Below are 15,868 nucleotides of genomic sequence, written 5' to 3'. Positions count from 1 at the left end.
TGCTTGAGGAACGGTTTGCATGGGAAGTTCGCTTCTTCAGACCCTCATAGACTGGACCGGCAAGCTCGGGCTTCACTACGAATTCCTGGCCAGCGGCTATGAGGCGCAGATCTGGCGTGGTGGTTTCATCACCACGCTTTATCTTATTGTTCTCCTTATTCCGATCAGCCTGCTGTTTGGCCTGCTGTTTGCGGCCATGCTGACCTCGGGAAATAAGGCTTTGGCTGCCCCGGTCAGGGCCTTCATCGAAGTGACCCGCAATACGCCGACGCTCGTCCAGCTGATGTTCAGCTTCCTTGTGCTGAACACGCTCGTCTCCAATGGTCTTGGCGGTGCGCAGCATAATCCTTTGACGCCGTTCTTCTGGGTGGTTGCGGTGGTCGGCCTGCATGTGGCCGCACTTCACGCCGATGCGCTTCGCGCCGGCATCGAGGCCGTGCCGGAACAGACGGTGGAGGCGGCCCGCGCGATCGGCTTCACCCGTCTGCAGATCCTTCGCTTCGTCGCGATACCGCTCGCGTTGCGGGCCTCGCTGCCGGCGATCGTCAACAATATGATCAATCTGGTAAAGCTGACGACGGTTGGCAACGCGATTGCGGTGAGCGAAATCACCTATGCCTCGATCATGGTCTGGACGCAGCGCGACAATGTCGTTGAACTGATGATCGTCATCCTGCTGTTTTTCAGCACGATCAACCTTGCCCTCGCCAAGATCGGGCATTGGCTCGAAAAGCGTCTCACCGTGCCTGGTTTCGGAGTGGGCACATGAGCGTGGCGAAGCTCTCCTCGGCGCCTTCCAGCAATTGGTTGCCCTTGCTGGTTGGAGCGCTGGTCGCAATTGCGGTCATCTGGCTGCTGGCCGACCTCTCGCTGCTGCATGTGCTGATCGAATGGCTGCCCTATCTCGGCAGCGGCTTCCTGATGAACATTCTCATCAGCCTGCTTGCGATGGCGGGAGGGACCTTGATCGGTGTCTTGCTTGGCATTCTCGAACTGGCACCGCTGAAGATCATACGCTACCCCGTCGGCCTTTATGTCCAGGTCTTCCGCAATGCGCCGCATCTCGTGCTGATCTTTGCAACGACCTATATCTTCCCTTTCGAGATCGTGGTCTTCGGCCATTACCTGCCGTTTCCCGATTGGGTGAAGGCCGTTATCGGGCTTGCTATTCCGGCCAGCGCCTATGTCGCGGAAATTACCCGCGGCGCCATTCAGTCGATTCCGACCACGCAATGGGAGGCGGCCAAGGGGTTGGGCTTCTCCCGGTCTCAGGCATTACGCTGGATCATCCTGCCGCAATGCGCGCGACGCTCGCTGCCGCCCTGGATGAACCTCTTTGCCTCGATCACCATGGGAACCGCGCTTGCCTCTCTGGTCGGCGTGCACGAACTCTTACATGCGGCCACCGATGCCAGCACGGCCGTCCGCCGGCTGGATTTCACTGTCCTTGCCTACATCGTCGTCATGGCGGCGTTCTTTGCGCTTTGCTATCCCATTTCCAGCCTGACGCGTCGCCTCGAGCGCCGCCTGAAAGCTTAAAGGAGTCGGCATGAGCCAAGCTCAGACCAATCTGATCGTCGAACTGGCCGATGTGCATCTGGCTTTCGGATCGACCGAGGTCCTGAAGGGAATCGATCTAACGGTCGCTCGCGGGCAGACGGTTTCGATCATCGGCCCGTCGGGTTCGGGAAAATCGACGATCCTTCGCTGCATCAATGCGCTGGTCGCGCCGCAGACGGGCCGCATTTCGGTCAATGGTCTGCGTGTCGACCAGATGCGCAGCGAGGCTGAACGCATCAAGCTGCGGCAGAAGATCGGCATCGTCTTCCAGCAATATAATCTCTTTCCGCATCTGACCGTGCTCGACAACATCACGATCGCCCCGACGCGAATCCTCGGCGTCAACAAGGCCGATGCCGAACGTCACGCCCGCGATCTTCTGGCACGCGTGCGCCTGTCCGAAAAGGCAAACGTCTATCCCGGGCAGCTGTCCGGCGGCCAGCAGCAGCGCGTGGCGATTGCCCGTGCCTTGGCGATGCGGCCGGATCTCGTCCTCTTCGATGAAGTGACCTCGGCGCTGGACCCGGAGACCGTCGGCGAAGTGCTTGCCGTCATTCGCGATCTCGTCAAGGAAGGCATGACCAGCATCCTGGTCACGCACGAGATGCGCTTTGCCGAGGAAATCAGTGATGTCGTGGTCTTCACCGAAAACGGCCGGATCGTTGACCAGGGGCCGCCCGAAGCTATCTTCCAGGCATCGACAAATGCGCGCATCCGCCGCTTCGTCAACGGCCTTGCCGGTGCGCGGGCTTCGCTCGAGGATGGTCAGGGAATTTGACGATGGAAAAGACCTTCCCGCTCACGACTGCCTTTGCCGAAGCCATCACATCGGCCGATCCGGTGCGAGATGCGGCGGCTGTTGCCGCAGCCCGAACGGCGATCATCGATTGGCTGGCCTGCGCCTTCGGCGGCTCCGCAGACCGCACGACACGCATCCTGCTGGAACAGTTGCCGGCAGGCCCGGGAGATGCCGTGATCATCGGGCAGGGGCGGCGCACGGATGCGCTGACGGCCGCTCTGGTCAATGCCCATGCCGGCCATGTGCTCGATTATGACGACGTGCACGCAAGCGTGCGCGGTCACCCGACGACGGTCATCGTTCCCGCCCTGCTGGCGCTGGCATCGGAAACGCCGTTATCGGCGGACCGCTTGATCGCCGGCTACGTCGTCGGCCTGGAAGCGATGGCGCGCCTCGGCCTCTCGCTCGGCATGCGCCACTACGAGAACGGTTTCCATGCAACGGCAACGCTCGGCACGATCGGTGTGGCGGCGGCCGTTGCCCATGTGCTTGGCTATTCGGTGGCCGAGACCGCCACGGCGCTGGGGCTTGCCGCCACGCATTCGAGCGGCCTGCGCCTGCAGTTCGGTCACGATGCCAAGCCCTATCATGCCGGCATGGCGGCGCGCTCGGGCCTGCTTTCGGCCAAGCTTGCCAAGGCGGGCTTCGGCGGCGCAAGGGATTTCCTCGATAATCCGATCGGCTTTTATTCGGCCTTCGCTTTTGGCGAGGAGCGGCCGCAGGCAGCCATCGAGGGCTGGGGCTCGCCTTGGCAGATCGTGGCACCCGGCTTGACGCTCAAGGCCTTCCCGTGCTGCACAGCGAGCCACCCGGTCGCCATGATCGGTCTTCAGCTTCGAAAAGAGGGATTGAACGCAGAACAGATCGAGGCTGTCGTCATCACCTTCCCGCCGGGAGGCGATGCCGCACTGGTCGTAACCGATCCGACGACCGGTATCGATGCGCGCTTCAGCGCCGAATATGTCTTTGCAACGGCCCTGGTGGACGGCGCGTTGAAGATCGGCCATTTCGATGAGACGCCGGTCAGAGAAGATCTGATGGCGATTGCACGGCGCGTTCGCCGCCGCCATGACGAGACGGCGCCACGTCTTTCGAACGATCCAAAGACGCGCTTCGTCATCGCCGAGGTAACGCTCAAGGATGGAAGTCGTCGGACGCATGAGTTCAAGGGCTTGCCCGGCTTGAGCGATCCCACGAAAAAATTCCGCGACGCCACCGGCAACCATCCGGCCGTGTCGGCCGTTCCCGATTTGGTGAGAACCATGCACGGCGAGGACGACCTTCATCGCCTCATCCAGCTTCTATCCAACAGTTTGAACTGATCCAGATTTCAAAAACGCAAGGCATGCACCCATGAGCAAGACCCGCAAGATCCATCTCGGCCTTTTCCTGCAAGGGGCGGGCCATCACGTCTCCGGCTGGCGTCATCCTCAAGCGGAATCCGGCAGCGAGAATTTTGACCTGCTACGCCGTGTGGCCCAGATCGCCGAGGCTGCGAAATTCGACATGCTCTTTCTGGCGGACGGCCTGACGAGCGGGCTCGACGCGCATCCCTCGATGATTGCCCGTTTCGAGCCGCTGACGCTGCTTGCCTCGCTCGCGATGGTGACCGAGAAGATCGGCCTCGCCGCGACGGCGTCGACCACCTATGGCGAGCCCTATCATCTTGCCCGCGCCTTCGCCTCGATCGACCATCTGAGCCATGGCCGCGCGGCCTGGAACATCGTCACCACCTCCTATGCCCGCACGGCCGCCAATTTTTCCAAGAGCCATCCGGAGCATGACGAGCGTTATGCGGTGGCGGAAGAATTCGTCGATGTGGTGCGCGGCCTTTGGGACAGCTGGGCCGACGATGCCTTCCCCAAGAACAAGGAGAGCGGCGTCTATGCCGATCCCGCCAAGGTGCGGGTGCTCGATCACGCCGGCAAATATTATTCCGTCAAGGGTCCCCTTAATATTCCACGCCCGCCGCAGGGCCATCCCGTGCTGATCCAGGCCGGCTCCTCCGGCCCCGGCCAGGATCTTGCCGCCCGCACCGCCGACATCGTCTTTACCGCGCAGCAGAGCCTCGACGAGGCGCAGGCATTCTACAAGAGCCTGAAGGGCAAGGTCGCGGGCGTCGGGCGCAGCCCGGACGATGTCGCCGTCATGCCGGGCTTCCTGCCCGTCATCGGCAGAACCGTTGCCGAGGCGCGCGAGAAGCTCGACGTGCTGAACCGCTGGACTGACATCAAGAGCGCCATGCCGCTTCTGGAAGAGCGTCTGGGTCATAGCCTTGCCGATTACGATCTCGATGGGCCGCTGCCCGACCTGCCGATCTCCGACCAGCTGCGCAGCCGCGCCGAACTTTTGACCGAACTTGCCCGCCGCGAAAAGCTGACGATCCGCGAGCTTGCCCTGCGCGTCGCCGCCGGTCGCGGCCATCATATCGTGCTCGGAACGGCCGAAGAAATCGCCAATCGCATGCAGCAATGGTTCGAAAACGGCGCGGCAGACGGTTTCAACGTCATGCCGCCCTTCTTCCCGGGCGGCCTTGAGGATTTTGCCAACGACGTTGTGCCGATCCTGCAGGAAAGAGGCCTCTTCCGTCGCGATTACGAAGGTACGACGCTGCGCGATCACTTGGGAATCGCCCGGCCGGCCTGGACTTGACGAAGGCCGAGGCGATCAGCCTCGGCTCCCCCCATGTGCTTCCATCGACGAATGTAAATCAGGCATAAAGCCCGAATTGCGCATTGTGCAGCCGCGCATAGGCGCCGTGGCGAGCGAGCAACGCGTCGTGCGATCCCTCTTCGACAATACCGTTGTCGCCCATGACGATGATGCGGTCGGCATTGCGGATGGTCGACAGACGGTGTGCGACCACCAGCGTCGTGCGACCTCTCGCGAGCTCCACTAGCGCCTGCTGGATCGCATATTCAGTTGCCGTATCGAGCGCCGAGGTGGCTTCATCGAGGATGAGGATCGGCGGATCCTTCAAGAAAATACGGGCAATCGCGAGGCGCTGCTTCTGCCCGCCCGAAAGCTTGACGCCGCGCTCGCCCGTCGGCGTGTCGAGGCCGGCGGGCAGGGACCGGACGAATTCGTCGAGCGAAGCGCGCTGCAGCGCCTTCATGATATCCTCGTCGGTGGCGCCGAGCTTGCCATAAGCGATGTTCTCGCGAATGGTCGAGCCGAACAGGAAGACATCCTGCTGCACGATGCCGATCTGGCTGCGCAGCGAGGTCTGCGTCATGTCGCGAATATCGATGCCGTCGATCGTGATGCTGCCGGCCGTGACATCGTAGAAGCGCGGCAACAGCGAGCAGATCGTCGTCTTGCCCGTGCCGGAGGCGCCGACAAAAGCCACGGTCTCGCCGGCGGCAATTGTCAGGGAGAGATCTTTGAAGATCGCGGCCTGATCGGAATAGCCGAAGCCAACATTCCTGTAGGCGATATTGCCTTTCAGATGATCGACCGCAACCGCATTTTGCCGGTCGGCAAGGTCGGGTTCCGTGTCGATCAGCGACAGAAAGCGCCTGAAACCGGCAATACCCTTGGGATAGGTCTCGATCACTGAGGTGGTCTTGTCGATCGGCCGGAAGAAGACGTTGATGAGCAGTAGGAAGCTGACAAAACCGCCATAGCTCAGCTCGCCCGAGATCACGAACCAGGTTCCGGCCATCATGACGACGAGCTGCACCAGACGCGTGCTGAAATAGCTGAGCGCGATGCTTGCCGTCATATAGGCGTAACCGTCGAGCTTGGTCGCCTTGTAGTCTTCATTGTCGCTGGCAAACAGCTGGCTTTCGTATCGCTCGTTGGCGAAAGCCTTGACGACGCGGATGCCGCCGACGGTTTCCTGCATGCGGGTGTTGAAGTTGCCGACCTTGCCGAACAGGCTGCGCGAATTCAGCGTCATCTTCGAGCCGTAGCGGCTGACGAGCCAGGTCATGAAAGGCACGATTGTCGTCGTCAGCAGCGCGAGCTTCCAATGAACGCTGAACATCAGCAGGAAGGCGCCGATGAAGGTCATGATCGCGATGAACAGGTCCTCGGGGCCGTGGTGGGCGATCTCGCCCACTTCCTCGAGATCCTTGGTGACGTGGGTGATCAGGTGACCGGTGCGGTTATTGTCGAAATAGCGGAAGGAAAGCTTCTGGATATGATCGAAGGCCTGGCGGCGCATGTCGGATTCGATCGAGATGCCGAGCGCGTGGCCCCAATAATTGACGATCGCCGACAGGCCGGTATTCATCGCATAGACGACAAGCAGCACTGCGGCCGTCGCGAAGATCAGCCCCCAGTCGCGGCTTGGCAGCAGTTCATCAACGAAAAGCTTGACCGCCAGCGGAAAGCCGAGTTCCAGCAGGCCAGCAAGCACGGCGCAGCCGAAATCCAGGAAGAACAGCCTTTTATAGCTGGCATAATAGGAAAAGAAACGACGAAGCATGAATGCCCTCCATGGGCACAGAAGAGGATAGAAGAGACAAGAACGGACTGAGCGGCAGCCCGAATTCGGCATCGCCGTTCAGCGTCGATTGGTGCTGAAATTTCTCATCTGGCGATCCTCCTGCTTGAGTCGCGCGATTTTTATAACTGACGCGTGCAGATATGTCATCTCGATAAACGGCGGGTGGCGACCGACTTCGGGCGGACCGTGGACGACTGTTACATCTGAGTGTTGCGGGCAGCAGCAATGGCGTATCCTGCCGGCACGACTAAGGTCCGGTGATCATCTCAGCGCAGGTAAACGCCTGTATGGTCTGGCTTCGACCAGGGCGAGGCTGTGACGCTGCTCAACGGTTCTTGCCTATTTGGCTGCAGCGATCACTAATTTTGACATCAGATCGATTTGCTCTTGTTGATGAGCGATGAGCGCTTTCAGATCTGTATTTCGCAATTCATCCAGTTTGTCGTGAAGCGCCATGATTTCGATTTCGGCCTTCAAATTTACCTCGTAGTCGTGAGCTGCATCCACCCGATCTTTGGCGGCGTGCCTGTTCTGGCTCATCATAATGACGGGAGCCTGTACGGCCGCTAGCATGGAAAGAATGAGGTTCAGGAAGATGAACGGATAGGGATCGAAGGCGTGCGACGCGGCAAGTACATTCGCTGCTACCCATATAGTGAGAACGACGGCGAAACTGGTGATGAATGTCCATGAGCCGCCGAATTCTGCGACTTTGTCGGCCAGGCGCTGAGCCGAGGTGAGCTTGTCGTCGAATGATTGGTTTGCATCCCGTGTTATTGCTCGACGCGAGATGAGGCGCCGGAAAACTGCTTGCTCTCGATCGCTCAGGAGTTCGAAGGGTTTGCCCAAATACCTGTTCGCCCCTTGGTCGATCGCCTGTTTTGCGATGTCGTCGTCTGCTTCAATTGACATGTTTTTCCTCCAGCCAAAGCGGCGTCCGGCCCAGTGTCGGAGCGTCCAAACTCGTACGCAGCGACGATCATCGACGGCAAGCAATGGACAGAACTGAAAATCCGGAGCGAATGAAAAACATGGCTGCTGCTCGTCACGCCGTGATGCTTCGCTGTCAATGGATCGTTTGCGTGACGCTCCCATCATCAAGCAAAGTTGCGATGTCCCAATCAGGCAAATCGTTCGCGCGATAATTGCGTCTGAATAGACGATGCCTGAGAAACGTCATCCGTCAACTCCTTAAGGACTTCATTTACGTCCAGCAGCAAGGCAACAAGGTTCGCTAGCGCTCAACTGCCAATCCCTACGCAAGGTTTGCAGCGAGCGCCCGATGGTCGATGAGCAACGGTCGTTTGGAAGCCTCCAACGCCAAAGACGTCATCGGGGTTGCCTCATCGTTGAACCCCATAAGCTCCTCTGGCCGCATTCAAAGATGCGGTTGTTCGACGGGTTACCAATGCCGATGCCGAATGAAGTTGCTATTGCGTGGCCAAGAGCGCATTTTATCACATAGGGGTGCGAAACGGCCAAAAGCCACTCAGGCCGATAAACCCGGCCTCAACGAAGGAGGACGCGATGTCTTCCCCCACCAGCCAGTTTTTCGATGTCAGCAATTTGAGAATGCTCGATCGTATCCTGCGAAAGGCCGGTTTTCGCGGAGGGGAGATATATGCCATTGATGACACGGAAATCGATGCGACCAGTTTCCTCATTCAGTGTTTCCAGACAGGTATGGTTGACGAGGCCGCGCTGAAATCTACGCTTAAAATGTATCTTGCATCGCAAGTAACTCCCGGCTTGCTTCCTCAGGCTGGGGACGATGCTTCCTTGTTGAGATGGCAGGACGACGGCGGCGGCGCTGCAGCAAGGGCTAGAAGCCTACGCATAACGACCAGCAAACAGACGAATGCGTCACCGCGGCCAGGCGGCTATCGCTTTCCTGCAGCTAAGCCAACCAAATTGATGTGAGAAGGCACAACAATCAAGCGCGGGGTCCGCGTGCTCCAATCCGAAGTGTTCACTCCAGACCAGATGAAGGAATAGAAACGCCAATGATGCGGCGTGCTATATTAGCCCATGGACTACACATCAAACAACCTTGATCTCTCTCGTCGACAAGTCGTCGAAGACCATAAGCGTATTCTTGACCAAGAAACCGATATTCAAGGAATACTGTTGCGTGGGGAATCCAGCCGACTGGCGGAAGAAAAGCTGATCGATCTCAATCGTACTCTTCGCGCACATGTTTTTGAGCGGGATCTGATCACGGCGGCGATCAAACTGGATCAGCATTGAACATGGCAAGCGTCCGGTGCGCGGAATTAAGAGGCACCTGGACTGAATTACGATAAGGCCCGACCGCCCCTGACGGTTATGGCGCAGGGACGCACTGGTGCGTGAGGCCGGGGTGGAGCAAGGTGCTCTTATTGGGGTGCAATCGCCGAACCGTTGTATGTGAGAAACAATTCGTCTCGGCCGATTTTCCATTGAAGTTGTCATACGCCAGCACCATTTTAGGTTCATTGGCGGCATCTGAAACGGGCGCTGCCAAGTGTGGTTACCTAATGTACCTCAGCCCCAAAGAAGGAGGACTGCATGTCTTCCGTTCAAGGCATCTATTCATGGGAAATGCTGCTGAAATCCGCTTGCCGGTTTCGTTATGCGGAATTCCTTATCAAATCCATCCCGGTCATCAGTATCGCGTTTATCGTCTGGGTAATCTTGAAGGGCGTCCTTTGGTAAAGACCGGAGATTGTCGCGTGCTTCACGCGGCCGCCCGCTACCCTTGGCGGAACGCGAGTTGGTGCACTCGCGTCAGCAATCGTTATCGCCTTTCCTCTCGCCGGCGCGCCAGGAAGCGTTTCAACGTCTGATCGCATTTCATTTGTTGGACCAGGCAGCGCTAAAAAATTCGTAAGCACTGAAAAAAGGTAGCTGCCATCGAAACGGGACATCGCAACCCAGCTGCAGGGCAGAATGAGTCTCGTGTTCGCGCGGCACGATGAAGAGAGGTCGCGAGCAAACGACATCGCCATGGAAGGATATGACAGCTCGCGAAGATCTTACGGCATGCGCTGGGCGGTTTTCCCGCACATCTGAGCTTTTACTCGCCAACATGGAGCACCCGCAATGATAGACGATACCACCGCTTTAGACCGCAAGGTCCTTGCACACGAACAAATACTTCAGGTGCTCATCGGCCATCTCGCCGAAACGGAGCCCAAGTTTTTGGATCGATTGCGGGCCATCTTTACGCGCCACCACACGGTGGGCTCTGATGAACCGGATTATGTATATGTCGCTCAGTACGCACAGCAGTTCATTCGCGAAATCGAGAAAATGCAACAACATAAGGAGCCGGTTACGATTGGGCGGAGCGACACCCTCTGATAAGCGATCGAGGTTTTTCGGGAGAGCTGAAGCTAGCCGATGTCGGCGCTGATATCGTGAATGATTTTCACCTGGCCGTAGCGCTTTTGAATATTCTGTATGTTGACGGGTGCCATGAACGTGTTCCTGTCGGAAAGAAAAGGGCGCCATCATCAGCCGCCCTTGACGGCGCCGGCGGTCAGGCCTGCGATGATCTGGCGCTGCGCGAACATCGTCAGCACCAGGACCGGCAGCGTGACGATCAGGGCTGCGGCCGCAAGCGGCCCCCAGCTCACCTGTTCGAAGGAGAGCATGTTGTAGACGGCAACGGGCAGCGTGCGGGTCTCGCGGCTCGCAAGCACGATGCCGAAGACGAAGTTGTTCCACGAGAAGATGACCGAGAGAATGAAGGCAACGACGATGCCGGGGCGCGCGATCGGCAGGGCGACCAGGCGGAAAACCTGCCAGGGCGTTGCGCCATCGATGCTTGCGGCCTCCTCCAGTTCCATCGGCGTCGTCTCGAAATAACCGATCATGATCCAGACGACGATCGGGACGGTGACGACGAGATGGATGATGATCTGCGGCCAGAGCGTTCCCAGCAGATTGAGCCATTGGAACAGCAGGAACAGCGGGATGAGGAAGGAAAGGCCTGGCGTCATGCGGGCGATCATGATGACGATTGCCGACTTTTCCGCCTTCAGCCGGGCAATGCCGTAGCCGGCCGGCACGCCGATGATGAGAGCTAGCAACGTCGCCGCACCCGTCACCAGAACGGAGTTCCACAGATAGAGGAAGAAATTGTTTTCCTGGAAGACGTTGACGTAGTTCGTCCAGGCGAGGCGATCGGGAATGAGGATCGGCGGATAGGCGCCGTTGTCGATCTCGTATTTCAACGATAGCGAGATCATCCAGAGGAAAAACAGAATAACGGGCGAGACGATGACCAGGGCCACGAAGAACAGGCCGATGCGGTTGAGTGTCGAACGCTTCATGTCAATGGCCCTCCGTATCAGTCCATTTCGTTCGCTGCCGCATCATCAGGAGGATGAAGGAGAGCGCCACGATGACGATGAAGAACACCACAGCCATGGCCGAGCCATAGCCGATGTCGTAATAGGAAAAGGCGGTGTTGTAGAGATAGATATTGATGGTTTCGGACGCCGTTCCCGGGCCGCCCTGCGTCATCGCATAGATGATGTCGAAGCTTTTGATCGCATCGATACCGCGGATGATGACGGCGATCATCAGGAAAGGCGAGATCATCGGCAGCGTCAGATAGCGGAACTTCTGCCAGGCATTGGCGCCGTCGATCTCCGCGCTCTCATAGGGTTCGCGCGGCACGGAAGCGAGACCGCCGAGCACGATCAGCATGACGAGCGGCGTCCATTGCCACACCTCGACCAGAACGAGCGAGGGGATGACGCTATATTGATTGTAGATCCATTCCTGCGGCCCGATGCCGACAAGCGAGAGCAGATAGTTCAGCACGCCGAGCTGCGGGTGGAACATCATCGTCCAGACCAGCGCCACGGCAACCGGCGTTGCCATCATCGGCATGACGAAGATGCCGCGCAGGAAGCCGCGCAGCGGAAAATTCGCATCGAAGATCAGTGCGGCCAGCGTCCCGAAGAACAAGGGGCCGACGACGGAAAGCACGGTGTAGAGAACTGTGTGCCATAGCGATTCCCAGAAGCGCGCATCGGTCGCCAGCCGGACGTAATTGTCTAAGCCGACGAAGCTCTGCGACTGGCCGAGCGTCCATTTGTTCACGCTCATCCAAAGGGTGAAGACCCAGGGAAAGACGATGACGGCGGCAATCACGATCAGCGCGGGAACGACGAAGGGCCAGTAGTTGGGAACAAGCCGCTTCGGCTTGTTCCCTTCTGCCGCCTTCGCGGCGGTATCTTCGATGTTCACGGAGGCCATCATCCCTCGCTTCGCGCCAGCACCGGCTCGAACTGGGCGGTTGCCGCTTTCAGCTCGGCCGCCGGATCGGCGCCGCCGATCATGTTTGTCAGCGCAACACCGTAGATGTCGCGGAACTCAGTAACCGGGATGATGACGGGTAGCGCCAGCTGCGAGACCTTGGCGGAGCCAGCGACCGCATCCAGCCAGGCGCTCGGCATTTTCACGCCTTCGCGGACCTTCTGATCCTCCAGAACGGACTGACGGAACGGAACGCCGGCGCCGGCCTGCAGCAGCCGCGCGCCCATCTCGTGCGAGATCGCCCATTGGCAGAAGAGGTAGGCGGCCTCCTTCTTCTGGCTGGCGGCGGTAACCCCGATGCCGTCGCCGAAAGTTGCGGCGGCCTGCGCATTCGGCCCCTTCGGCATGACGCCGTAGCCGACCTGGCCGACGACGCGGGATTTCTCGGGATTTTCGATCGGCGGCGCAAATCCGACGCCGTCGAGCCACATGCCGATCTTGCCCTGCAGGAAGGCCGATTGCGCTTCCGCCCAGTTGAAGCCCGATACGCCGGGAGGTGCCGATTTCGTCATCAGGCGTTGATAGAGCTTTGCCGCATCCACGGCCCCTTGCGATTCCGTCTGCAGCTTGCCGTCGGCCGAAAGCGGCGTTGAACCCTCGCCGAGCATGAAGGCCGTCCAAACAGGCGTATTGGCGTTCTTCAGCCCGCGCGCGACAAAGCCGTAAGTGTTAGCGGCCTTATCGGTCAGCGCCTCGGCGGCCTTGGCCATGTCCTCGAAGGTTTGCGGATAGGCAAGACCCTTCTTCTCGAACAGGGTCTTGTTCCAATAGACGATCCAATAATCGACCGAAAAGGGCAGGGAGCGCATGACGCCGCTGCTATCCTTGGCGAATTTCAGGCCGGCTTCGGCGAAGTCGCTTTCCGTCAGCGACGGGTCGGTGAGCGCCGGATCCTTCATGAAGCCGCTGATATCGGCAAGCCAGCCGCCCTTTTCGAACTGGCGCTTCTGGACATGGTAGCTCAGATGCACGACGTCGAAGCTCGGCTTGCCGGAGCTGAGCTCGATCGTGGTCTTCTGGCGCTGCTGCTGCTCGGGCGTTGCCTCCGCATTGACCTTGATACCGGTTAGCGCCTCGAACTCGCTCAAATATTTGAGGATCGTTTCGCTGCGCGGGCTCTTGACCAGATTGACCTCGAGCGTCGTCCCGGAAAAGCGCTTCCAATCGACGGCTGCCGAAGCCGTGCGGACACCCAGAAGACTTGCTGCTCCGAGCGCTGCCGTACCGGCCATGAAGCCGCGACGTGTCGGGTTGAAAAATGACGATGACATTCCGTTCCTCCTCCTTTGGCCGAAAATCTCCTCATTCGCGGCCTCGTTATTCAAAACTATTTACATCTTCAATGCGCGATCCCGTGCTCCGCCGATGTGCGATACGAGAGCGGCAACCGCCTCGTCGGCCGATCGCCGCTGAATGGCCTCGAGCACCTTCAGATGTTCTTCCATGACCGGCCCGACATGGCCGTTGATGCGGAACCTGTCCTGGCTGATCAGGCGCATCTTGATCGAATTGACCCGATAGGCGTTCGAGATGATCGTGTTGCCGAGCGCATCGATGAAGGCATCGTGCATGCCCCAATCCACCGATTGCGCGTGAAGCTCGAGTTCCTGCGAGCTGTCGCCGGCCCGGATCGCATCGGCGATATCGCGATGATCCTTGAGGAGCTTGGCAATCGTTTCGTCCGACGCCGAATAGGTGAACAGCGCGACGGCTTCCTTTTCCAGGAAAAGACGAAGCTGGAAGGCCTCGCGGATCAGGTCAAGATCGATATGGGCGATCTGCAAGCCGCGCTGCGGGACGGTCTTGATCAGCCCTTCGGCTTCCAGGCGCGGGATCAACTCCCGGATCGCGCCAAGTGTCAGGCCCGTTAGTTCGACCAGTCGTCGTTGCGAAATGAATTGCCCGGGGCGAACGTCGCGCGCCAAGAGATGGCGCGTGAAGCTCTCATAGGCTTTCTCTCTCAACGTCGTCTGTTCGCCTGGTCCGTCCATCGGCAGCTCCGGGCTGTTCGGTTAGGCCGCCCTGGCGCGAAACAGCGCGCCAAAGGCAGCAAAGAGCGTATCGGAATCGCCTCCGTTCAATGCCACGAGCGGCGGGCGCACGGCAAGCCAGCTATCGTCCTTAGTCAAACGGGCGAGAATGGCCTTGATTGCAGGGATGACCGGATAGTTCAGCAGCTGTTCGACGAAGCGCTCGACATTGGCGTCGTCGATGCCTTTTTCCGCCATGGCCTGAACCTCGCGGGGGAGGAGGTTTGCCATGCCGGAGATGGCGCCCTGTCCGCCGAGGCGAACTCCACGAGCCAAATGCCGCTCGTCGCCGATCAGTATGATGAGATCGCCATGCGTCTTCAGCAACTCCTCGGTATAGGGCCAGTCGCCGGAGGAATCCTTGACGCCGACGACGACGTCCGGAAATGCTGCGCGCAGGCGGCCGACCAGCGAGATCGACAGCGGCACCATCGTCACCGAGGGAATATTGTAGACGATCACGTCACGGGCATGAGTGCCCAGCATGGTGAAAACGGCCGCGAACCATTTGAAGAGGCCATCGTCGCTGACGTTCTTGAAATAGGAAGGTGGCGCCAGAAGGATGTTGCGTACGCCTTGCGCCAGTGCCTGCCCGGCCTGCGCCGCAGCATCCTCGGCGGCATCGACGAGTACGCCCATGACGATCCGCTCAGGCGCGATGCCGGCGGCGATCATGGCGGCAAGAACCTGTTTGCGCTCCTGCATGCCGATGGAAGCGCCTTCACCGGTAGTGCCGAAGAGCGTCACGCTTTTGCAGCCATTGGCAAGGCAATGCTTCGCCTGTTCGATCACGCCCGCAATTGCAATCTCATCGTCCGCATCAAAGGGCGTTGCCAGGGCGGCCGACAAGCCGAAACTCTCTTTCATCCGATCCTCCCGATCTTGTAGGATAACTGCGTAGCATACTGACATGTTAGTTGTAAAGCATGGTTTTGTTTAGCCTTGCATGAGTGAGTTTTTCTCCACAAGGAACCGGGCATTTCGCATTTTCGTGCGTTGCGTAAAATGAAGCGTGGTCGTTATTGCGCACACAGGGTATGCGCCACTAGATCGTTCCAGTCGCCGACACTATAACCTGAGAGACGGATTATCGTTTGCGATTTCAAGCGGCGGGCTTCGCGTCTCCTCCCTTGCGAAGGATTTTTCTCCGCAGGGGTTCATCAACATATACGTCCAGTGCCCAGCTCAGGATAGCTACTACGGCAACGAAAATCCAAACTGCCGCAGATATCTCGCCATATGTGGCTTTCTCAAAGAAAGCTGCGAATAACCAGAAGGATATGGCTGCTAATGGTAAGTGGAGCACATACATTGGATATGAAGACGCGGCTAAGAATTCGCATGCTGTTGAGAATATTCGTGGAAGCATAACGCCGGCGCCGGTAGCCACGATTAGCGGGAAGACAATAAGGGTGGCGATCGCGTCATAATACGCTCGTATCCCTGGTGAAACATCTAAGCAAAGCATTGTAGCTAAAACCGTGCCGCAAAGCAGGCCGGTCACGATACCTCCAGACGGGATTTTGCTTCTGTGGCTGTAAATGAGTACGCCAGCAAAAAATGAATACAAAACTCGTGCGGGTCCGCCTCCGAGGCTGGTGAAAAACCAGCCTATGTCAAGGTTTCCAAACTTTCGAAGGATGACGTCCCAGGGAGTGGTGTAGCATTCGGCTGGGGCCGCGCTTCCCGGCGAGAGCCGGAGGGGATATCAGCGTG

The 15,868-nt window shown here is 58.8% G+C and carries 17 protein-coding genes; 9 read left to right on the top strand and 8 right to left on the bottom strand.

The window, feature by feature from the left end; genetic code table 11:
* Positions 1 to 19 precede the first annotated feature (19 nt).
* Genes ACPYOP_RS27820 through ACPYOP_RS27800 form a run of 5 tightly spaced genes read left to right on the top strand, consistent with a single transcriptional unit; the run spans position 20 to position 5,011 of the window.
* Positions 20 to 769 carry an amino acid ABC transporter permease gene (locus tag ACPYOP_RS27820; RefSeq protein WP_481413486.1) on the top strand — a complete coding sequence of 250 codons (750 nt, stop codon included), beginning with the start codon at positions 20 to 22 and terminating at the stop codon, positions 767 to 769.
* Entirely contained in the window at positions 766 to 1,539 is a 774-nt protein-coding gene (locus ACPYOP_RS27815) for an amino acid ABC transporter permease (protein WP_481413485.1), read from the top strand. The genes ACPYOP_RS27820 and ACPYOP_RS27815 overlap by 4 nt, the downstream gene beginning before the upstream one ends.
* Before the next feature lie 10 nt (positions 1,540 to 1,549).
* The gene (locus tag ACPYOP_RS27810) at positions 1,550 to 2,338 is read left to right on the top strand and encodes an amino acid ABC transporter ATP-binding protein (protein ID WP_481413484.1); all 789 of its coding nucleotides are present in this window, start codon (positions 1,550 to 1,552) and stop codon (positions 2,336 to 2,338) included.
* A 2-nt stretch (positions 2,339 to 2,340) separates the two neighbouring features.
* Entirely contained in the window at positions 2,341 to 3,681 is a 1,341-nt protein-coding gene (locus ACPYOP_RS27805; RefSeq protein ID WP_481413483.1) for an MmgE/PrpD family protein, read from the top strand.
* Positions 3,682 to 3,712: 31 nt separating this feature from the next.
* Positions 3,713 to 5,011 carry an LLM class flavin-dependent oxidoreductase gene (locus ACPYOP_RS27800; RefSeq protein ID WP_481413482.1) on the top strand — a complete coding sequence of 433 codons (1,299 nt, stop codon included), beginning with the start codon at positions 3,713 to 3,715 and terminating at the stop codon, positions 5,009 to 5,011.
* Between the two features lie 58 nt (positions 5,012 to 5,069).
* On the opposite strand, the gene ACPYOP_RS27795 is transcribed toward ACPYOP_RS27800, so the two are convergent.
* Together ACPYOP_RS27795 and ACPYOP_RS27790 are read right to left on the bottom strand one after the other, a co-directional pair.
* Positions 5,070 to 6,791, bottom strand: a complete 1,722-nt coding sequence (locus tag ACPYOP_RS27795) for an ABC transporter ATP-binding protein (protein WP_481413481.1) — start codon at positions 6,789 to 6,791, stop codon at positions 5,070 to 5,072.
* Between the two features lie 360 nt (positions 6,792 to 7,151).
* Entirely contained in the window at positions 7,152 to 7,724 is a 573-nt protein-coding gene (locus ACPYOP_RS27790) for a DUF1003 domain-containing protein (protein WP_481413480.1), read from the bottom strand.
* Positions 7,725 to 8,339: 615 nt separating this feature from the next.
* Here ACPYOP_RS27790 and ACPYOP_RS27785 point away from each other — a divergent pair.
* From ACPYOP_RS27785 to ACPYOP_RS27770, 4 genes are all read left to right on the top strand, one after another.
* Positions 8,340 to 8,732, top strand: coding sequence for a hypothetical protein (locus ACPYOP_RS27785; protein ID WP_481413479.1), 393 nt, complete (start codon positions 8,340 to 8,342; stop codon positions 8,730 to 8,732).
* A 108-nt stretch (positions 8,733 to 8,840) separates the two neighbouring features.
* Positions 8,841 to 9,059: a hypothetical protein gene (locus tag ACPYOP_RS27780; RefSeq protein ID WP_481413478.1), complete on the top strand. Its 219-nt coding sequence runs from the start codon at positions 8,841 to 8,843 to the stop codon at positions 9,057 to 9,059.
* Positions 9,060 to 9,359: 300 nt separating this feature from the next.
* Positions 9,360 to 9,506, top strand: a complete 147-nt coding sequence (locus tag ACPYOP_RS27775; protein ID WP_481413477.1) for a hypothetical protein — start codon at positions 9,360 to 9,362, stop codon at positions 9,504 to 9,506.
* Between the two features lie 387 nt (positions 9,507 to 9,893).
* A complete protein-coding gene (locus tag ACPYOP_RS27770) occupies positions 9,894 to 10,154 on the top strand; it encodes a hypothetical protein (RefSeq protein WP_481413476.1) in 261 nt (86 codons plus the stop codon).
* A 152-nt stretch (positions 10,155 to 10,306) separates the two neighbouring features.
* On the opposite strand, the gene ACPYOP_RS27765 is transcribed toward ACPYOP_RS27770, so the two are convergent.
* From ACPYOP_RS27765 to ACPYOP_RS27740, 6 genes are all read right to left on the bottom strand, one after another.
* Positions 10,307 to 11,128, bottom strand: a complete 822-nt coding sequence (locus ACPYOP_RS27765) for a carbohydrate ABC transporter permease (protein WP_481413475.1) — start codon at positions 11,126 to 11,128, stop codon at positions 10,307 to 10,309.
* A 1-nt stretch (position 11,129) separates the two neighbouring features.
* On the bottom strand, positions 11,130 to 12,062 hold the full coding sequence (locus ACPYOP_RS27760; RefSeq protein ID WP_481413474.1) for a carbohydrate ABC transporter permease: 933 nt from the start codon (positions 12,060 to 12,062) through the stop codon (positions 11,130 to 11,132).
* A complete protein-coding gene (locus ACPYOP_RS27755; protein WP_481413473.1) occupies positions 12,062 to 13,393 on the bottom strand; it encodes an ABC transporter substrate-binding protein in 1,332 nt (443 codons plus the stop codon). Before ACPYOP_RS27755 ends, ACPYOP_RS27760 begins: the two co-directional genes overlap by 1 nt.
* Before the next feature lie 60 nt (positions 13,394 to 13,453).
* On the bottom strand, positions 13,454 to 14,113 hold the full coding sequence (locus tag ACPYOP_RS27750; protein ID WP_481413472.1) for a GntR family transcriptional regulator: 660 nt from the start codon (positions 14,111 to 14,113) through the stop codon (positions 13,454 to 13,456).
* Positions 14,114 to 14,134: 21 nt separating this feature from the next.
* Positions 14,135 to 15,019: a dihydrodipicolinate synthase family protein gene (locus ACPYOP_RS27745; protein WP_481413471.1), complete on the bottom strand. Its 885-nt coding sequence runs from the start codon at positions 15,017 to 15,019 to the stop codon at positions 14,135 to 14,137.
* A 235-nt stretch (positions 15,020 to 15,254) separates the two neighbouring features.
* A complete protein-coding gene (locus ACPYOP_RS27740; protein WP_481413506.1) occupies positions 15,255 to 15,767 on the bottom strand; it encodes a hypothetical protein in 513 nt (170 codons plus the stop codon).
* Between the last annotated feature and the right edge of the window lie 101 nt (positions 15,768 to 15,868).

Source organism: Rhizobium sp. KNZ2-6A (assembly GCF_056755475.1).
The sequence above is the reverse complement of the archived record's forward strand: the minus strand, read 5'-3'. Positions and strand labels throughout refer to the sequence as shown.